Annotated in this window: 12 protein-coding genes; 5 read left to right on the forward strand and 7 right to left on the reverse strand. The window is 60.0% G+C overall.

The window, feature by feature from the left end; all coding sequences use genetic code 11:
• The first annotated feature begins 168 nt into the window (after positions 1–168).
• Positions 169–1,710 carry an alkaline phosphatase D family protein gene (locus AC07XF_RS17550; protein ID WP_495027434.1) on the forward strand — a complete coding sequence of 514 codons (1,542 nt, stop codon included), beginning with the start codon at positions 169–171 and terminating at the stop codon, positions 1,708–1,710.
• Between the two features lie 119 nt (positions 1,711–1,829).
• Here the strand turns inward: AC07XF_RS17550 and AC07XF_RS17555 are convergent, their stop codons facing one another.
• On the reverse strand, positions 1,830–4,358 hold the full coding sequence (locus AC07XF_RS17555) for a PepSY domain-containing protein (protein WP_495027435.1): 2,529 nt from the start codon (positions 4,356–4,358) through the stop codon (positions 1,830–1,832).
• Between the two features lie 235 nt (positions 4,359–4,593).
• Positions 4,594–6,918 (reverse strand): TonB-dependent receptor, encoded by a 2,325-nt coding sequence (locus AC07XF_RS17560; RefSeq protein ID WP_495027436.1) that lies wholly within the window; start codon positions 6,916–6,918, stop codon positions 4,594–4,596.
• A gap of 207 nt (positions 6,919–7,125) precedes the next feature.
• Here AC07XF_RS17560 and AC07XF_RS17565 point away from each other — a divergent pair, with 207 nt between their 5' ends.
• Positions 7,126–7,806 (forward strand): Fe2+-dependent dioxygenase, encoded by a 681-nt coding sequence (locus AC07XF_RS17565; RefSeq protein WP_495027437.1) that lies wholly within the window; start codon positions 7,126–7,128, stop codon positions 7,804–7,806.
• Positions 7,807–8,604, forward strand: a complete 798-nt coding sequence (locus tag AC07XF_RS17570; RefSeq protein WP_495027438.1) for a tetratricopeptide repeat protein — start codon at positions 7,807–7,809, stop codon at positions 8,602–8,604. It begins immediately after the preceding gene.
• A 130-nt stretch (positions 8,605–8,734) separates the two neighbouring features.
• Here AC07XF_RS17570 and AC07XF_RS17575 read toward each other — a convergent pair whose 3' ends face one another.
• The 5 genes from AC07XF_RS17575 to AC07XF_RS17595 form a co-directional block, all read right to left on the reverse strand.
• Positions 8,735–9,898, reverse strand: a complete 1,164-nt coding sequence (locus AC07XF_RS17575) for a type III PLP-dependent enzyme (RefSeq protein WP_008000974.1) — start codon at positions 9,896–9,898, stop codon at positions 8,735–8,737.
• A gap of 643 nt (positions 9,899–10,541) precedes the next feature.
• Positions 10,542–11,699, reverse strand: a complete 1,158-nt coding sequence (locus AC07XF_RS17580; RefSeq protein ID WP_495027439.1) for an osmoprotectant ABC transporter ATP-binding protein OsmV — start codon at positions 11,697–11,699, stop codon at positions 10,542–10,544.
• Positions 11,696–12,349 carry an ABC transporter permease gene (locus AC07XF_RS17585; RefSeq protein WP_495027440.1) on the reverse strand — a complete coding sequence of 218 codons (654 nt, stop codon included), beginning with the start codon at positions 12,347–12,349 and terminating at the stop codon, positions 11,696–11,698. The genes AC07XF_RS17580 and AC07XF_RS17585 overlap by 4 nt, the downstream gene beginning before the upstream one ends.
• Before the next feature lie 12 nt (positions 12,350–12,361).
• Positions 12,362–13,255 carry a glycine betaine ABC transporter substrate-binding protein gene (locus AC07XF_RS17590; protein ID WP_495027441.1) on the reverse strand — a complete coding sequence of 298 codons (894 nt, stop codon included), beginning with the start codon at positions 13,253–13,255 and terminating at the stop codon, positions 12,362–12,364.
• Between the two features lie 20 nt (positions 13,256–13,275).
• Positions 13,276–13,992: an ABC transporter permease gene (locus AC07XF_RS17595; RefSeq protein WP_495027442.1), complete on the reverse strand. Its 717-nt coding sequence runs from the start codon at positions 13,990–13,992 to the stop codon at positions 13,276–13,278.
• A gap of 477 nt (positions 13,993–14,469) precedes the next feature.
• Here AC07XF_RS17595 and AC07XF_RS17600 point away from each other — a divergent pair, with 477 nt between their 5' ends.
• Together AC07XF_RS17600 and AC07XF_RS17605 are read left to right on the forward strand one after the other, a co-directional pair.
• Complete coding sequence (locus AC07XF_RS17600) at positions 14,470–16,053, forward strand: peptide chain release factor 3 (protein WP_007981495.1); 1,584 nt, start codon at positions 14,470–14,472, stop codon at positions 16,051–16,053.
• Positions 16,054–16,389: 336 nt separating this feature from the next.
• Positions 16,390–16,647, forward strand: coding sequence for a hypothetical protein (locus AC07XF_RS17605; protein WP_495027443.1), 258 nt, complete (start codon positions 16,390–16,392; stop codon positions 16,645–16,647).
• Positions 16,648–16,715: the final 68 nt, after the last annotated feature.

A 16,715-nucleotide genomic window follows, 5' to 3' on the forward strand; every position in this document is an offset into this window, starting at 1 on the left:
GTCGTAAAATCAGAGTTCGCGGTACGTCAGAGAGATCGTGCAAGCCGGATTTACGACTGCTGCGCAGCCGGACGCAGGCTTCGCCAGCTGCTACAAAATGCGGACTCTGTGTGTCATGTGTGGGTCACACGGCCATGCTTAAGTTTTTCCTTTTTCAGGGAGAACACCATGAGCGAATTCAACCTCGGGCGCCGTCGTGTCATGCAGGCGGTCGGCGCCGGATTGCTGCTGCCGGGGCTGGCGCCGGCGGTGATCGCTTCGGTCAAGGATCGGCCGCAACTCACCGACGGCGTGCAGTCCGGCGACCTGCTGGGTGACCGGGCGATCGTCTGGAGCCGCTGCGATCGCCCCGCACGGATGGTGGTTGAGTGGGACACCCGCAGCCTGTTTCCCAACCCTCGGCGATTCGTCTCGCCCCTGGCCGATGCGCGCACCGATTTCACTGCCCGGGTCGAACTCACCGGACTGCCCGCCGACCAGGCGATTTTCTATCGCGTGCAGTTCGAAGACGCCCAGAGCGGCGTTTCCAGCGAGCCATGGTTCGGTCACTTGCGCAGCGTGCCGCAGACCCGCCGCGACATCCGTTTTGTCTGGAGTGGCGACACGGTCGGCCAGGGTTTCGGTATCAACCCGGACATTGGTGGCATGCGCATTTACGAGGCGATGCGCCGGCGTCTGCCGGATTTCTTTATCCACAGTGGCGACACCATCTACGCCGATGGCCCCGTGCCGGCACAACTCACCACCGAAGGCGGCCGGGTGTGGCGCAACATCACCACCGAGGCGAAGAGCAAAGTCGCCGAAACCCTTGATGAGTATCGCGGTAATTACCGTTACAACTTGATGGACGAAAACATCCGTCGCTTCAATGCCGAGGTCCCGCAGATCTGGCAGTGGGACGACCACGAAGTGGTGAACAACTGGTCGCCGGGCAAGCAGCTGGATGCGCGTTACCAGGACAAAGATATCCACAGCCTGGTGGACCGCGCGCGCCAGGCCTGGCTCGAATACGCGCCGATGCGCTTGCAGAGCGCCGATGGCGGCGGGCGGATCTATCGCAAGCTTGGTTACGGGCCGTTGCTCGATGTGTTTGTGCTCGACATGCGCAGCTATCGCGGCGCCAACGATGACAATCTTGGCGCAGAAAAACCTTTCCTCGGGCGTGCGCAACTGGACTGGCTCAAGCGCGAAATGCAGGCCTCGAACGCGCAATGGAAAGTGATCGCCGCCGACATGCCCATTGGCCTCGGCGTGCCGGATGGTGAAGTCAGCCCCGGTGTCGCGCGCTGGGAAGCGGTGGCCAACGGTGACCCCGGTCCAGCCCAGGGGCGTGAACTGGAGGTCGCCGAGCTGCTCGGTTTTCTGCGGGCGCAGCAGGTGCGCAATTTCCTGTTCCTGACCGCGGATGTGCATTACTGCGCGGCCCATCATTACCACCCGGATCGGGCGGCGTTTCAGGATTTCGAACCGTTCTGGGAGTTCGTTGCCGGGCCATTGAATGCGGGCAGCTTCGGGCCTAATCCGCTGGATAAAACCTTTGGCCCTGAAGCGGTGTTCGAGAAGGCGCCACCCGCGCAGAACGTCTCGCCGTTTGCCGGGTTTCAGTTTTTTGGCGAGGTGAATATCGATGGGCAGAGCGGGGAGTTGAGTGTGGTGTTGCGCGATCTGGACGGGGTGTCTGTGTTCGAGCAGAAGTTGCAGCCGGTTTGATTCACCCATGAACCCATGTGGGAGCGGGCTTGCTCGCGAAGGCGTCGTGTCAGTCGAAATCATCTTTGCTGACACTCCGCTTTCGCGAGCAAGCCCGCTCCCACAGGGAACTCAGTGAATCAGTACACGTCGCGGCGGTAGCGGCCCTGTTCGATCAGGCGCTCCACTTCGGCGGCGCCCAGTACTTCGTTGAGCACCTGGTCCACACCCGAAGCCATGCCTTGGAGGCTGCCGCAGATGTAGATCACCGCACCGTCCGCCAACCATTTCCTGAGCTCGGCCGCCGATTCACGCAGGCGATCCTGTACGTAAATCTTTTCGGCCTGGTCCCGGGAAAACGCCAGGTCGAGGCGCTCGATGTCGCCGGCAATCAACCATTCTTCCAACTCATCACGGCACAGGTAGTCGTGCTCGCGATTGCGCTCGCCAAACAGCAGCCAGTGACGTTGCTGGCCGTCGGCAATCCGTGCCTTGAGCAGGCTGCGCAACCCGGCCAGCCCAGTGCCATTGCCCAAGAGGATCATCGGCACCGGTCGGGCCGGCAGATGGAAACCGCTGTTGCGCCGTACGCGCAGGCTGATGGAACTGCCCACAGGTGCGTGTTCGGTCAACCAGCCGGAACCGACGCCGAGGTTGCCGTCGGTATGCACTTCCTGGCGCACGATCAATTCCAGCACGCCATCGGCCGGGATCGACGCAATGGAGTATTCGCGCATGGCCAACGGCACGAGGGCCTCTGCCAGCGCTTGCGCATGCAGGCCGACCAGATGGGCGCGGTTCTCCGGTAACTGGCGGCTGGCCAGGGCCTGTTCGAGGGTTTCCTCCAGGCCGTTGAGCTGCACCTTGGTTTCACCGTGAATCCCCAGGCCGTCGAGGAAATGCTCGATGGCCCACGGGCAATTGCGCGGCAACACTTCCACCAGGTCGCCCGCCAGCCAACTGCTGGTAGTCGGAGCGCTGAGGCCGAGCAAATACACAGGGGATCCGCTGCTGTCCGGGTTGAGCAGTTCACGACGGGCCAGTGTCCAGTTGTCGTAGCTGGGCGCTTGCCAGGTGTCGACGGGCGCGTGGCCGGTCAGCAGGCCCAGTTGCTGTTGCCAGTGGCGCAAGGCGTATGGATCGCCGCTGTCGACTTCCACCGGCGCGAACAAGGTCTTGCCGCCGTGCTCACCGAGCCAGGTGTGCAGGCGTTTGGCGAATCCGCAGAAGTGTTGATACTGCCGGTCCCCGAGACCGAGGACCGCGTAGTTCAGGCGCTCCAGGCTTGGCGTGCGGCCCAGCACCTTGCGTTCGAAAACCCTGGCGCTGTCCGGCGCTTCGCCGTCACCGAAGGTACTGACGACGAACAGCGCGTTGTTCGAGTCTCGCAAATCCTGCTCGCTGAGGTCCGCCAACGGCTGCACTTTCACCGGCAGGCCCGCGGCCTGCAATTGCCCGGCGGTCTGCCAGGCCAGTTGCTCGGCGAACCCGCTCTGGCTGGCAAAACCGATCAGCCACGCCGGCGCATCGCTGGCGGTTTGCACGAGGTCCTTGCGGGCTGCCTTGACCTGGTTTTTTTTGCGGCGACGATCCAGGTACAGCAACCAGCCGGTGACGAAAAACAGTGGCATGGTCAGCGCGGTGAGGGTCAGGATGATGCGCCCGACGATGCCGAAGTAACTGCCGACGTGCAGCGCATAAATGCTGGTCAGCAGTTGCGCCTTGAGGCTCTTGTCGCTGTAGCGGTCAACCCGTTTGACCACGCCGGTAGCCGGGTCGAGGGTGATCTGGTTGAGGGCGCGGTCGTGGGGCGAAGTTTTCAGCAGGAAGTAAACGGTCGCTGGTTGGCCGGCCACTGGCGGCATGCGCACGTTATAGGAACTGAGTTGCGGACCGGCCGCGCTGTAGATGCTGCTCCACATCGCCGAGTAATCGGCCGTCGGTGCCGGACCTTCCGGCGCCGGGCCACGTCCGCCACGAACGCGTTCGTTCTGCGGTGAGTCAGAGAGCAACCGGGTCAGGCCCTTGTTGTACCACTCGTAGGACCACGACAACCCGGTCAGCGCCGCCAGGAGGTAAAACACCAGGCACCAGGTGCCGGCCACCGAGTGCAGGTCCCAGTTGAAGCTGCGGCCCTTTTTCTTCCAGTCCAGGGTCAGCCAGGCACGCCAGCTTCTCCACTGGCGAGGCCAGCGCAGGTACAGGCCGGACAGACAAAAGAACACCAGAATCAATGTGCACGCGCCGGTGATCTGCCGACCCGTGTCGCCCATGGCGAGGAAGCGGTGCAGTTGCAGCATCAGGCCGAAAAAGTCCTGGCCGGTGGCGTCGCCGAGGAATTCGGCAGTGTACGGATCGAAGTAGCGCATCTCGCCACGGCGTTCACCCGGTGGCGGGGTGAACCACACTTTGGCGGCGTTGCCACTGTCGGTTTCCACCGTGAGCATCGAGACTTTTTTGCCCGACACGGCTTCGATGTGCTCTACCAGTTCGGCGGGCGGCAGCACACCGGCGACCTGTTTTTCGACCTGCAACACAGAAGAGTTGAGTGTGCTCAGGATTTCATCCTGAAACGACACCGTCGCCCCGGTGATGCCCATCAGGGCCAGGACCAGCCCGGCGCTGATGCCGAAAAACCAGTGCAACTGGAACAGGGTTTTCTTCAACACGTCGCTCGCCTTGTTCGTTCAAATTGATTCATTACGCCGCGCATTATGCCGTGGCGTTGTCGAGAAACATTCTTTTTTACGCACAAAGGCCCCGTTCAGTTGAACGGGGCCTGGTCTTTCGAGCGCATTCCATGTGGGAGCGGGCTTGCTCGCGAAGGCGTCGTGTCAGTCAACGTCAATGCCTGCTGACGGACCGCTTTCGCGAGCAAGCCCGCTCCCACAGTTTTTGCATCTATCAGAAGTGGAAGTTGGTGCTCAGCAAAGCGGTACGACCGGCCGCCTGGTTGGCGAAGTGAGTCGAGAACGCCTTGTCGTAGTAGGTTTCGTCGGTCAGGTTCTGCACGTTCAGTTGCAGGTCGACGTTTTTGCTCAGCTTGTAGGCCGCCATCGCGTCGTAACGAACGTAGGAATCAACCATGGTGGTGTTGGCTACGTTGCCGAACACGTCATCGACATAGAACGCGCCACCACCGATGGTCAGCCTTGGCGTGACCTGATAAGTCGTCCACAGGCTGGCGCTGTTTTTCGGCGTATTAGGCAGTTCGTTGCCATCGTTGGCTTTGTTTGCCGGCAGGTCGCCGCCATCGACTTGCTCGCTGTCCATGTAGGCGTAACCGGCGAACACTTGCCACTTGTCGGTGAGCTTGCCGCTGGCCGACAGTTCGATACCTTGAACGCGGGTTTTGCCGACGTTTTCAAACGTGGTGGTGTTGGTTTGCACACGAGCGTTGTCTTTCTCGGTGCGGAAGATATCGGCGGTCACGGACAGACGATCGTTCAACAGGTCCCACTTGGTACCGATTTCGTAGTTCTTGGTGGTTTCCGGCTCCATGTCGCTTTTCAGCAGGTTGCCGTTGCGATCCGGCGTGCCACCCAACGGGTTGCCTTCCGAACCTTCGCCCAGGGTGTTGCCCGGTGGCGTGGCAGATGTCGCGTAGGACGCATAGATGCTGCCGTTTTCGGCTGGCTTGTACACCACGCCGAACTGACCGGTAACGAATTCGCTGGTGTCATCGCCCTTGGACGTGGTCACGCTGGAGCCGTTGAAGGTTTTGTAGCTGGTGTCGAAATGGTCGTAGCGCAGGCCCATGTTCACCAGCCACTGTTCGGACAACGTCAGGGTGTCGAACACATACAGTGCGTAGGTGTTGGCCTTGGTGTCGGTACCTGCATAGTTGCGCGAGATGGCACCGCTCCACGGATCATTCTGATTCGGGTTGGACAGCGAGGTGCAGTTGTAACCGCTTGGCGCGCCAATCAGTGCCGGCGAGCAGTTGGTGGTCACCGCGGCTGTTCCCGGGGTGGTGTCCGTGTTGACGTTGTACGAGGATTTTTCACTTTCCTCGTGGGTGTATTCGACACCGGTGGAGAAGCTGTTCTTGAACCCGGCGATATAGACATCACCAAACAGGTCGGTCTGGTTGGTGGTGGTCTCGGTGTTGCTCACGCGAGTGTTCGCGCGGCGCCAGACGCTGCCGTTGTTGACGTTGCCTTTACTGTCGTCCGGCTGGGTCAGGATGTAATCCTGCATGCTGGTACCGTGACGCAGGGTGTTCTTGATGGTCAGCGCGTCGTTCAGGTCGTGTTCGATGGCGAAGGTCGCCGTGTCGGTGCGGGTCTTGCGGAAGTCGCGGTCGTTCAGACCATACCAGTTGCTGCTGTTGCCACCGTCATTCGGCTTGTCCGGGTTGGCCTTGGTACGGGCTGTAGAGCCACCGACCGGGATGGAGTACGGAATTCCCGAGTCCGGCGTGTCGTTGCTTTCGAGATGGTAGTAGTCGAGGTTGACGCGAGTATCGGTACCCAGACCGAAGGCCAGGGACGGTGCAACACCCCAACGGTCGTAGTCGATGCTCTGACGACCGGCGACGTTGCTCTCGTGGCTCAGCAGGTTCAGACGGCCAGCGGCGGTGTCGGTGAACTGGTAGTTGCCATCGAAGGTGTAGCGCTGGGTCTGGTCGGAGCCCCAGGTGAAACCACCATCGAGCGAATTGCCCAAGTGAGCCTTTTTGCTGACCAGGTTGATGCTGCCGCCAGCAGCACCACGGCCGCCGATCGCAGAGTTCGGGCCTTTGCTGACTTCAATCGATTCAACGGCGAAGATCTCGCGGCTCTGGGAACCGGTATCGCGCACGCCGTCCAGATAGGTGTCGCCCTGGGCGTCGAAGCCGCGGATGAAAGGGCGATCGCCTTGCGGGTTGCCGCCTTCACCGGCACCGAAGGTGATACCTGGAACAGTGCGCAGCGCATCCTGCAGGTTGAGCGAGCCGGTGTCTTTCAGGACTTGTTGCGGAACAACGGTCACCGAGCGCGGCGTGTCGATCAGCGGCGCGGTGTACTTGGGCGAGGAGGCTTTCTCTACGTTGTAGGTCGTCTCGTCCCGGGCTTCGCCGGTGATGGCGGTGGCGCCCAGCGAAATCACATTGTCCGGTGCTTTCCCGTCGGTTTTTTCCGCCGCGAAAACCATGTGGCCCGCAGAGCCGGCAGTAATCGCCATGCCGATGGCCGATGCAAGCAGACGTGGTGAGCTGACCGGTACTTGTGGTTGTTGACGTGACATTTGAATTCCCCTCCCCAAGGATTTGAGGCGGCGGAATATAGGGTAAACACGTATTTGTATCAATTGCGAAATATTACTATTCGCGCTGAATTTACATTCTTTACAATTTACCCTTACGGTTTTTGCTGTCTCGTTCGTCTGTTGGGTTTTACATGGGCAATAAGAATCAATACCATTGGCGCCCCTTTGTTTTCAGGTGTCTTTGTCATGCTGCTGCACATTCCAGGTCTGTTCGAAAAAGACGAGGTGCAGCGCATTCGCGAGGCCCTGGAACAGGCCGATTGGGCCGATGGCAAAATCACCGCGGGCTACCAATCGGCAAAGGCCAAGCACAATTTGCAGCTGCCGGAAGGCCACCCGCTGGCCAAGGAGATCGGCGCGGCAATGCTGGAACGGCTGTGGAAAAATCCGCTGTTCATGTCGGCAGCGTTACCGCACAAAGTCTTTCCTCCGCTGCTGAACTGTTACACCGCCGGCGGCAGTTTCGATTTCCATATCGACAACGCAGTTCGACAGCCCAAAGGCGGCATCGAGCGGGTGCGCACGGATTTGTCCGCCACGCTGTTCTTCAGCGAGCCCGAGGATTACGACGGCGGCGAGCTGGAAATCCAGGACACTTTCGGCACCCAGCGGGTGAAGCTGCCTGCCGGCGACATGGTGCTGTACCCCGGCACCAGCCTGCACAAGGTCAACGCAGTGACGCGCGGAACGCGATTCGCCTCGTTTTTCTGGACTCAAAGCCTGGTGCGCGAAGACAGCCAGCGCGCCCTATTGTTCGAGATGGACGGGGCCATCCAGCAACTGACCCGCGATGTGCCTGATCATCCATCGCTGATCCGCCTGACCGGCACCTATCACAACCTGTTGCGTCGCTGGGTCGAGGTGTAAGTGGCGGACTTTCGTTTACGCCGCGAGGAAATGCTCGACGGTGAGCGCCTGCGCTCCATGCTTGACGAAAGTCCGGCCCGCGCGGCCCAGGCCATCCTGATCGCCGCACGTGAGGGTGAGGTCGAAGCCCAGGCCTTGCTCGGGCAGATTCTGCTCGACGGCCAGGGTATCGCGCAGGACCAACCGCTGGCGCTGAGCTGGTTCGGTATCGCTGCGCGCCAGGGACACCTGATGGCGCGCAACATGCTCGGCCGTTGTCACGAACATGGCTGGGGTTGTGTTGCCGATGCATCGCTTGCGGCGCGGCATTATCGAGTCGCGGCGCAGGCCGGACTGGATTGGGCGATGTACAACTACGCCAATCTGCTCGCCACCGGGCGCGGGGTAAACAAGGATCAAGCGCTGGCGTTCAGCTTCTATCAACGCGCAGCACACTTGGGCCATGCCAAGTCGATGAACCTGCTGGGGCGATATCTGGAAGAAGGGCGGGTGTGCCCCATGGATTTGCGCGGGGCCCGCGACTGGTATCGGCGTTCGGCCGAGGGCGGGGATTTTCGCGGGCAGTTCAGTTATGCGGCGGTATTGGCTGATGAAGGAAATGTCGATGGTGCGTTGGTGTGGCTGCACAAGGCGCTGACAGGAGGAAATCTGAGTTTCCTGCGGGTGGCGAGTGAGACGTTGATGAGCGCGATCGATCCGCAAATCCGTGCTGTGGCGAACGAATACCTCGAGCGCACTGCTCAACTCGAGCAGGAACACAGCCCTTCTGTAGGAGCTGGCTTACCGGCGATGAGCTAAAGAACACCGCATTCAGCCTGTAGAAACGCGTCATTATTTACCACCTTCGCTGGCAAGCCAGCTCCTACAAATCGCAAGCACAAAAAAGCCCATGACGCGTCATGGGCTTTTTGATTTCTGCGTGATGTATTTACACGTAGAACGATTTCAGCGGCGGGAAGCCATTGAACTCGACGGCGCTGTAGCTGGTGGTGTACGCGCCGGTCGACAGCCAGTACAGGCGATCACCGATAGCCAGGTTCAGCGGCAGGCCGTACTTGTAGTTCTCGTACATGATGTCGGCGCTGTCGCAGGTCGGGCCGGCGATGACCACTTCTTCCATCTCGCCCTTCTTCTCGGTCCAGATCGGGAACTTGATGGCTTCGTCCATGGTTTCGATCAGGCCGGAGAACTTGCCCACATCCGTGTACACCCAACGCTCTACCGCGGTACGGGATTTGCGCGCGACCAGCACCACTTCGCTGACCAGGATGCCGGCGTTGGCGATCAGCGAACGGCCTGGCTCGAGGATGATTTCCGGCAAGTCATCACCGAAGTCTTCTTTCAGGAAGCGGATGATTTCTTCCGCGTAGGTTTCCAGGCTGTTGGTGCGGGTGATGTAGTTGGCCGGGAAGCCGCCGCCCATGTTGATCAGCTTCAGGTGAATGCCGTCTTCTTCCTTCAGGCGTTCGAAGATCACTTTGACCTTGGCGATCGCTGCGTCCCAGACACTGATGTCGCGCTGCTGCGAGCCGACGTGGAACGAGATGCCGTAAGGCACCAGGCCCAGGTCGCGAGCAAGGATCAGCAGGTCCATGGCCATGTCGGTCTGGCAGCCGAATTTGCGCGACAACGGCCAGTCGGCGGTGGTCGAGCCTTCGGTCAGGATGCGTACGTAAACTTTTGCCCCAGGGGCGGCCTTGGCGATGTTGCGCAGGTCGGCTTCGGAGTCGGTGGCAAACAGGCGCACGCCCTTCTCGTAGAAGTAGCGGATGTCCTTGGATTTCTTGATGGTGTTGCCGTAGCTGATGTGGTCGGCGCTGACGCCGCGATCGAGCACTTTGTCCAGCTCGTAGATCGAGGCGATGTCGAAGCTCGAACCTTTCTCTTTGAGCAGGTCGATGATTTCGACGGCCGGGTTGGCCTTGACCGCGTAGTAGACCTTGGCGAATTCGAAACCGGCGCGCAGGTCGTCATAGGCCTGGGCGATCATCGCGGTGTCGATCACCACGAACGGGGTTTCCTGTTTGTCGGCGAACGCCTTCATTTTCTGAAAGGTTTCGCGCGCGAAATAGTCTTCGACCTGGATCGACATACCTGGGAGCTCCTAAAGGCAAACGTTGTTAATCAATGGGTGCAAATGAACGTCCTCCGTATCCCCACTTTGGTTCGCCTACTTCCCAAGGCATGTCGCCGAAAGCAAAAAGGCCATGGGAGCGCTGCGCCCTTGGCCTTGCTGTCTCGTCGTCAGTACTTGAGCCGGATGGATCGTTTCCAGCATGGACGTTCGGCGCGAACTTTAGGGCGTGAGGGGCCTGAGATCAACAAAAAATGTCGCGTTTTTGCACTCTTCTGACGCGCGTTACGAGCATCACTCTTTGTAACCGACTCAGATGACAGTCGGATGTTCCCCAGGATTTGTGAAGTGTTAAAAATACCTGCACGTTCGACGCTTTTGTGCGCTAGATCGCCAGGAAGTGCGATAGCGTCAACTTCGGCGAAGTTGGCTGCGAAAAGGTCATTTCGGGAGTTGTTTGGGCTTTTGCATCAAGCGTTTCTGAATGCCTTCTGTCCCTGCGTGTGTTGATATTTTTTTCCGACCTGTCCATCGCAAAAAAAAACGCCGGAATCGACCTTTGTAGGAGCCGGCTTGCCGGCGAAAGCGATCTGGCAGGCGAAATCCATATCGTTTGGTCCACCGCCATCGCCGGCAAGCCGGCTCCTACAGGTTTACGGGCTTAACCGGCGATTGCTTCGGCTGGCGATACGATGCTGGTTTTCATCCCCCGCGAACGTCCGGAACTCAGGTACGCCGCAATCGACTCCTGTGTCACCTCACCCAAAAACACCCGCTCGGCATCCATCACCGGCAACCACGCACGATTGAACTCGTACATGCGCGACAGCAGGATGCGCAGATGTTCGTCGTACGCCGCCGTGGCGTTGAACTCGCGTTGGTACTGCGCGCAGGTGCCGGTCTGGCGGTGCAGGTCGCGACGTCGTACGTAACCCAGGGCTTTGTTCTCGGCACAAGTGACCACCACGTAGCGTCGGTCGTGCTCGTCCATCAACTCCAGCGCTTCGGCCACCGGGGTTTGCGGGCTGACGGAGGGCGCGTTGTCCGCCGCGTCTTCGGCTTTTACCAACAGCAGACGCTTGAGTGTGCTGTCCTGGCCGACGAAGTTGCTGACAAACTCGTCCGCCGGATGCGCGAGCAAGGTGTCCGGGTGATCGATCTGCAGCAGCTTGCCGGCGCGGAAGATCGCGATCTTGTCGCCGAGCTTGATCGCCTCGTCGATGTCATGGCTGACCATGATCACGGTCTTGTTCAGCGCCCGCTGCATCTCGAAGAATTCGTTCTGGATCATTTCGCGGTTGATCGGATCGACGGCGCCGAACGGTTCGTCCATCAACAGCAACGGCGCATCTGCCGCCAGTGCGCGAATCACGCCGATCCGCTGCTGCTGGCCACCGGACAATTCCCGCGGATAGCGATGCAAATATTGCTTGGGTTCAAGCTTGATCATGCTCATCAACTCGCGGACGCGGTCGTGGCATTTGTGCTTGTCCCAACCGAGCAGCTTTGGCACCACCACAATGTTCTCTTCGATGGTCATGTTCGGGAACAGGCCAATCTGCTGGATCACGTAACCGATATTGCGGCGCAGCGTCACTGCGTCGAGACCAGTGGTGTCTTCGCCATTGATCAGGATCTTGCCCGAGGTCGGTTTGATCAGGCGGTTGATCATTTTCAGCGTGGTGCTTTTGCCGCAACCCGAGGGTCCGAGGAACACACAGATTTCGCCTTCATTGACGGTCAGGCTCACCGAGTCCACGGCTTTCACATCTTTGCCGTTGCTTTGGAAGGTCTTGCTGAGGTTTTGAAGTTCGATCATTTGAGTAATCCTTTTGGAGTCAACGAGCGTTGCAGCACTTGCAGAAAGAGGTCGGCGATGATCGCCAGCACACTGACCAGCACGGCGCCGACGATCAGCATCGACATGTCGCTGCGGCTGATGGAAGCGAGGATGAGTACGCCGAGGCCTCCGGCGCCGATGGTGGCGGCGATGGTCATGACGCCGATGTTCATGACCACGGCGGTGCGCACACCGGCGAGGATCACCGGCACAGCGATGGGCAGTTCGACCCGGCACAGGCGCTGGCCGAAGGTCATGCCAATACCGCGCGCGGCTTCGCGGATGCCCGGTTCGACGCTGGTCAGCGCGAGGTAGGTGTTACGCATGATCGGCAGCAGCGAATAGAGAAACACCGCCGTGATCGCCGGCATCGGCCCCAGGCCCTGGCCGAATATCGAGTACACCGGCAACAACAGGCCGAACAGCGCAATCGACGGGATGGTCAGCAGCACCGTGGCGCTGGCTTGCAGGGGACCTGCCAGGGTCGGGAACCGCGTCATCAGAATGCCCAGCGGCACGCCGACCAGAATCGCCAGGCTCACGGCGACGCCGACCAGGGTGATGTGTTGCCAGGTCAGGTGCAGCACTTGCGCCCAGTCGAGATGGGAAAAGGCGTTGAGAAAATCCATGTCGTCTCCTCCTCAGTTCAAGGGATGCTGGCGCAGGAAATCTGCGGCAACGGATGAAGGGCTTTGATGATCGACATCGACCCGGGCGTTGAGCTGGCGCATGGTTTCGTCATCGAACAGGTCCGCCAGCGGCTTGAGCTGGGCTGCCAGTTGCGGATGCGCATCGAGGTACGTTTGGCGCACGACCGGCGCGGCGGTGTAGTCGGGGAAATAGTGTTTGTCGTCTGCCAGCAACTTGAGCTTGAACGCGCTCAAGCGTCCGTCGGTGGTGTAGACCAGACCGGCAAACACCTGGCCGTTGCGCAGGGCGGTGTAGACCAGACCGGCGTCCATCTGGCGGATGTTTTTGCGGGTCAGGTCCATGCCGTAGAGCTCGACCATGCCGGCCAGACCGTCGGAGCGATTGGCAAACTCGGTGTCCAGAGCCACCAGCGGATTGTCCTTGGCCTCGGCGCGCAATGTGCGATCGAGGTCACTGATGGTGTGGACCTGCGGGTACTCGGCGGCGATGTTCGCCGGCAGCGCCAGTGCATAGGTGTTGCTGAATTTCGACGGCGAGAGCCAGGCCAGGCCTTTCTTCGCGTCCAGTTCAGTGACCCGCGCCAGTGACTGTTGGCTGTCGAGTTTTTCCGTCACATGGTTGTAGGAAACCAGGGACACGCCGGTGTATTCCCAGACCATGTCCAGTTGCCCGCTTTCCTGGGCACTGCGGGCCAGGTTGCTACCGAGGCCGCCGGTGACCTGAGCGTCATAACCTTTGCTGCGCAGGTATTGAGCGGTGATTTCCGCGAGCAGGGTCTGTTCGGTGAACACCCGGGCGCCGATGCGGATAAGCGGTTTTTCCGCGGCCTGGGCAAATCCTGCGCACAGCAGAACGCAGCCTAGTAATAAGCTTGATGTTTTCATGACGATTCCTTTGCCGGGGCTTAAGACGGGCGCAGGCCGCGTTCGAGCCAGAGGCGGCTGGCGAGGGTCACCAGGCCGTCGAGCAGCAGGGCCAGCAACGCGGTACACGCGGCGCCGAGCAGCAACTGCGGCTGATTGTTCAAGGCAATGCCTGGGAAAATCAGGCTGCCAAGACTGTTGGCGCCGATCAGGAACGCCAGCGGCGCCGTCCCGACGTTGATCGCCAACGCCACGCGCACGCCACCGATGATGATCGGCACGGCGTTCGGCAGTTCGACTTTCCACAGCACCTGGCGCGGGGTCATGCCGATGCCGACCGCCGCTTCTTTCAGGGAACCCTGGACGTTTTTCAGGCCTTCGTAGGTGTTGCGCACGATCGGCAACAAGGAAGCGAGGAACAAGGCGAAGATCGCCGGGCCACTGCCGATGCCGAGGATGCCCAGCGCAATCGCGAGCACGGCCAGTGGTGGCACGGTGTTACCGATATTGAAGAACTGCATGAAGCGTTCGGCGCGGCCGACCATGGACGGGCGGCTGAGGAGGATGCCGGCAGGAATGCCCACGACAAGGGCGGCCAGCATGGAAGCGAGGACGAGAATCAGATGAGCTTGCAGGTAAAACAACAAATCGTCGCGGTAATGTTCGATCGTGTTGATGCCGATCCAGTGGACCAGCAGGGCCAGAAGGGCGATTACCAGCGCGCCTCCTATCAGCCCTTTGCCATAGTGGATAGCCACAGGCGGACTCCTTTTTTCAGTCGGCGAACACTGGCAATGCCTTACGTGGCTGCCGAAAAAATGTTCGCGAGAAGCAGCTCGTTCAGGCCGGCAATGCGGCGTGAAAGCGAGCCATGAGCACAGCCTCGTCAGGCTGAATTGCAGCTGTTTCAGGCCCCCGACGAGTGGTCGTAACGGGGGAGTGGACGTCTCCGCGTTCTAAAAGGTTCCCCAATCCAACATTATTTGGCCACCTGTCGTCGCACCTCGACTCCCGTAGCAGCTGCCGAGCCCGCGAGGCTGCGTCCGGCGGCACAGCCGTCGTAGAGTCGGCAAACAAGGTCTGCCGATACACCGCAAGTTCTGGTTTTGCGACGGCTGCGCCGCCGGACGCAGCCTCGCGGGCTCGGCAGCTGCTACGGGCGAACGGTGGTCCGGAGGTCGCGATTTGGGCTATACTCGCCGCCCTTTTTTGAATCACCTGCCAGGCGATTTCCCATGACCAAACAGGCCGCCGAAGTCGCGAAACGCCGCACTTTCGCCATTATTTCCCACCCCGATGCCGGTAAAACCACCATCACCGAGAAACTCTTGCTGATGGGCAAGGCTATTGCTATTGCCGGTACGGTGAAATCCCGAAAGTCCGACCGCCATGCCACCTCCGACTGGATGGAAATGGAAAAGCAGCGGGGTATTTCCATTACCACGTCGGTCATGCAGTTCCCGTATCGCGAGCACATGATCAACCTGCTCGACACCCCGGGCCACGAAGACTTCTCCGAAGATACCTACCGTACCCTGACGGCGGTGGACTCGGCGTTGATGGTTCTCGACGGCGGTAAAGGTGTAGAGCCACGGACCATCGCCCTGATGGACGTCTGCCGTCTGCGTGATACGCCGATCGTCAGCTTCATCAACAAACTCGACCGTGACATCCGCGACCCGATCGAACTGCTCGACGAAATCGAAGCCGTCCTGAAGATCAAGGCTGCGCCGATCACCTGGCCGATCGGTTGCTACCGTGACTTCAAAGGCGTGTATCACCTCGCCGATGACTACATCATCGTGTACACCGCCGGTCACGGCCACGAGCGCACCGAAACCAAGATCATCGAAAAGCTCGACTCCGATGAAGCCCGTGCGCATCTGGGCGACGAGTACGAACGTTTCCTCGAACAGCTTGAGCTGGTGCAGGGTGCCTGCCACGAGTTCAACCAGCAGGAATTCCTCGACGGTCAACTGACCCCGGTGTTTTTCGGTACGGCACTCGGCAACTTCGGTGTAGACCACGTCCTCGACGCCGTCGTTGATTGGGCTCCGCGCCCGTTGGCTCGGGTGGCCAACGAGCGCACCGTGGAGCCGGTGGAAGAGAAGTTCTCGGGCTTTATCTTCAAGATCCAGGCAAACATGGACCCGAAACACCGCGACCGCATCGCCTTCATGCGTATCTGCTCGGGCAAGTACGAAAAAGGCATGAAGATGCGTCACGTGCGCACCGGCAAGGACGTGCGGATCGGCGACGCGCTGACCTTCTTCTCCTCCGAGCGTGAGCAACTGGAAGAAGCGTTTGCCGGCGACATCATCGGCCTGCACAACCACGGCACCATCCAGATCGGCGACACCTTCAGCGAAGGCGAAGTCCTGGGCTTCACCGGCATCCCGCACTTCGCCCCGGAACTGTTCCGTCGCGTACGTCTGAAAGATCCGCTGAAATCCAAGCAACTGCGCCAGGGCCTGCAGCAACTGGCCGAAGAAGGCGCGACCCAGGTGTTCTTCCCGGAGCGCAGCAACGACATCATCCTCGGCGCCGTCGGCGTGCTGCAGTTCGATGTGGTCGCCAGCCGTTTGAAAGAGGAATACAAGGTCGAGTGCTCCTACGAGCCGATCACTGTTTACTCCGCACGCTGGATCGAATGCAGCGACAAGAAGAAGCTTGAGGAATTCTCCAACAAGGCTGTGGAAAACCTGGCACTGGACGGCGGCGGTCACCTGACCTACCTCGCGCCGACGCGGGTCAACCTGGCACTGATGGAAGAGCGCTGGCCGGACGTGAAATTCCGTGCGACGCGCGAGCATCATTAAGCGCTGAGTTGCAAAATCAAAAAGCCCCGACGCGAAAGCCTCGGGGCTTTTTGTTGCCTGGCGCAATTCCCTGTAGGAGCGAGCTTGCTCGCGATGATCTCAAGTGCGCCGCGTTTATCCAGAGTGCGCGTCATCGTTAACGGCCATCGCGAGCAAGCTCGCTCCTACAGGGTGCTTCGGTGTTAGTTGAATTGGGAATAATCCCTATTCAAAACCAGTCTCCCAACCCTCTGTATTTCCCCCCGCTCGATAGCGTCCAATCTGGAGAACACGGCTGATCGGAACTAGATTTCACTCAGCACCAGACAGGCACTCTACGAAAGGAAGGAATCGGCTATGAACAGGTTGTTTCGCGTTTTACTGCTGTTGAAGGTGTTGGTGATGCTCTCGCTCGGAACTTCGATGGCGTGGGCCGAGTGTATCGATCACGGGGAGCAGGCTTCGAGCGGGCAAGCGGGTTACGCGGGGTTTATGCTCGCCAAATCCGAATCGGAGCCGGGCGATAAGGGGCAGGGTGGTGCCGGCAACGATGATGACTCGACCACCGACGAGCCGGACTCCGATGATGAAGAGGAAGGCGACAGCCAGACGTAAGCCACAGACAAAAGAAAACCCCCTCTACCAGACCGATGCGCAATCGAAGTAGAAGGGGTTTGGTTAAC

The sequence above is a fragment of the Pseudomonas sp. GW821-FHT01C01 genome, from assembly GCF_059422645.1.

Bases quoted from the DNA above. Each gene is read 5' to 3' on its own strand.
- AC07XF_RS17600 (WP_007981495.1), top strand. From the start codon at position 14,470: ATGACCAAACAGGCCGCCGAAGTCGCGAAACGCCGCACTTTCGCCATT.
- AC07XF_RS17575 (WP_008000974.1), bottom strand. From the start codon at position 9,898: ATGTCGATCCAGGTCGAAGACTATTTCGCGCGCGAAACCTTTCAGAAA.
- AC07XF_RS17560 (WP_495027436.1), bottom strand. From the start codon at position 6,918: ATGTCACGTCAACAACCACAAGTACCGGTCAGCTCACCACGTCTGCTT.
- AC07XF_RS17550 (WP_495027434.1), top strand. From the start codon at position 169: ATGAGCGAATTCAACCTCGGGCGCCGTCGTGTCATGCAGGCGGTCGGC.
- AC07XF_RS17565 (WP_495027437.1), top strand. From the start codon at position 7,126: ATGCTGCTGCACATTCCAGGTCTGTTCGAAAAAGACGAGGTGCAGCGC.
- AC07XF_RS17590 (WP_495027441.1), bottom strand. From the start codon at position 13,255: ATGAAAACATCAAGCTTATTACTAGGCTGCGTTCTGCTGTGCGCAGGA.
- AC07XF_RS17605 (WP_495027443.1), top strand. From the start codon at position 16,390: ATGAACAGGTTGTTTCGCGTTTTACTGCTGTTGAAGGTGTTGGTGATG.
- AC07XF_RS17580 (WP_495027439.1), bottom strand. From the start codon at position 11,699: ATGATCGAACTTCAAAACCTCAGCAAGACCTTCCAAAGCAACGGCAAA.
- AC07XF_RS17585 (WP_495027440.1), bottom strand. From the start codon at position 12,349: ATGGATTTTCTCAACGCCTTTTCCCATCTCGACTGGGCGCAAGTGCTG.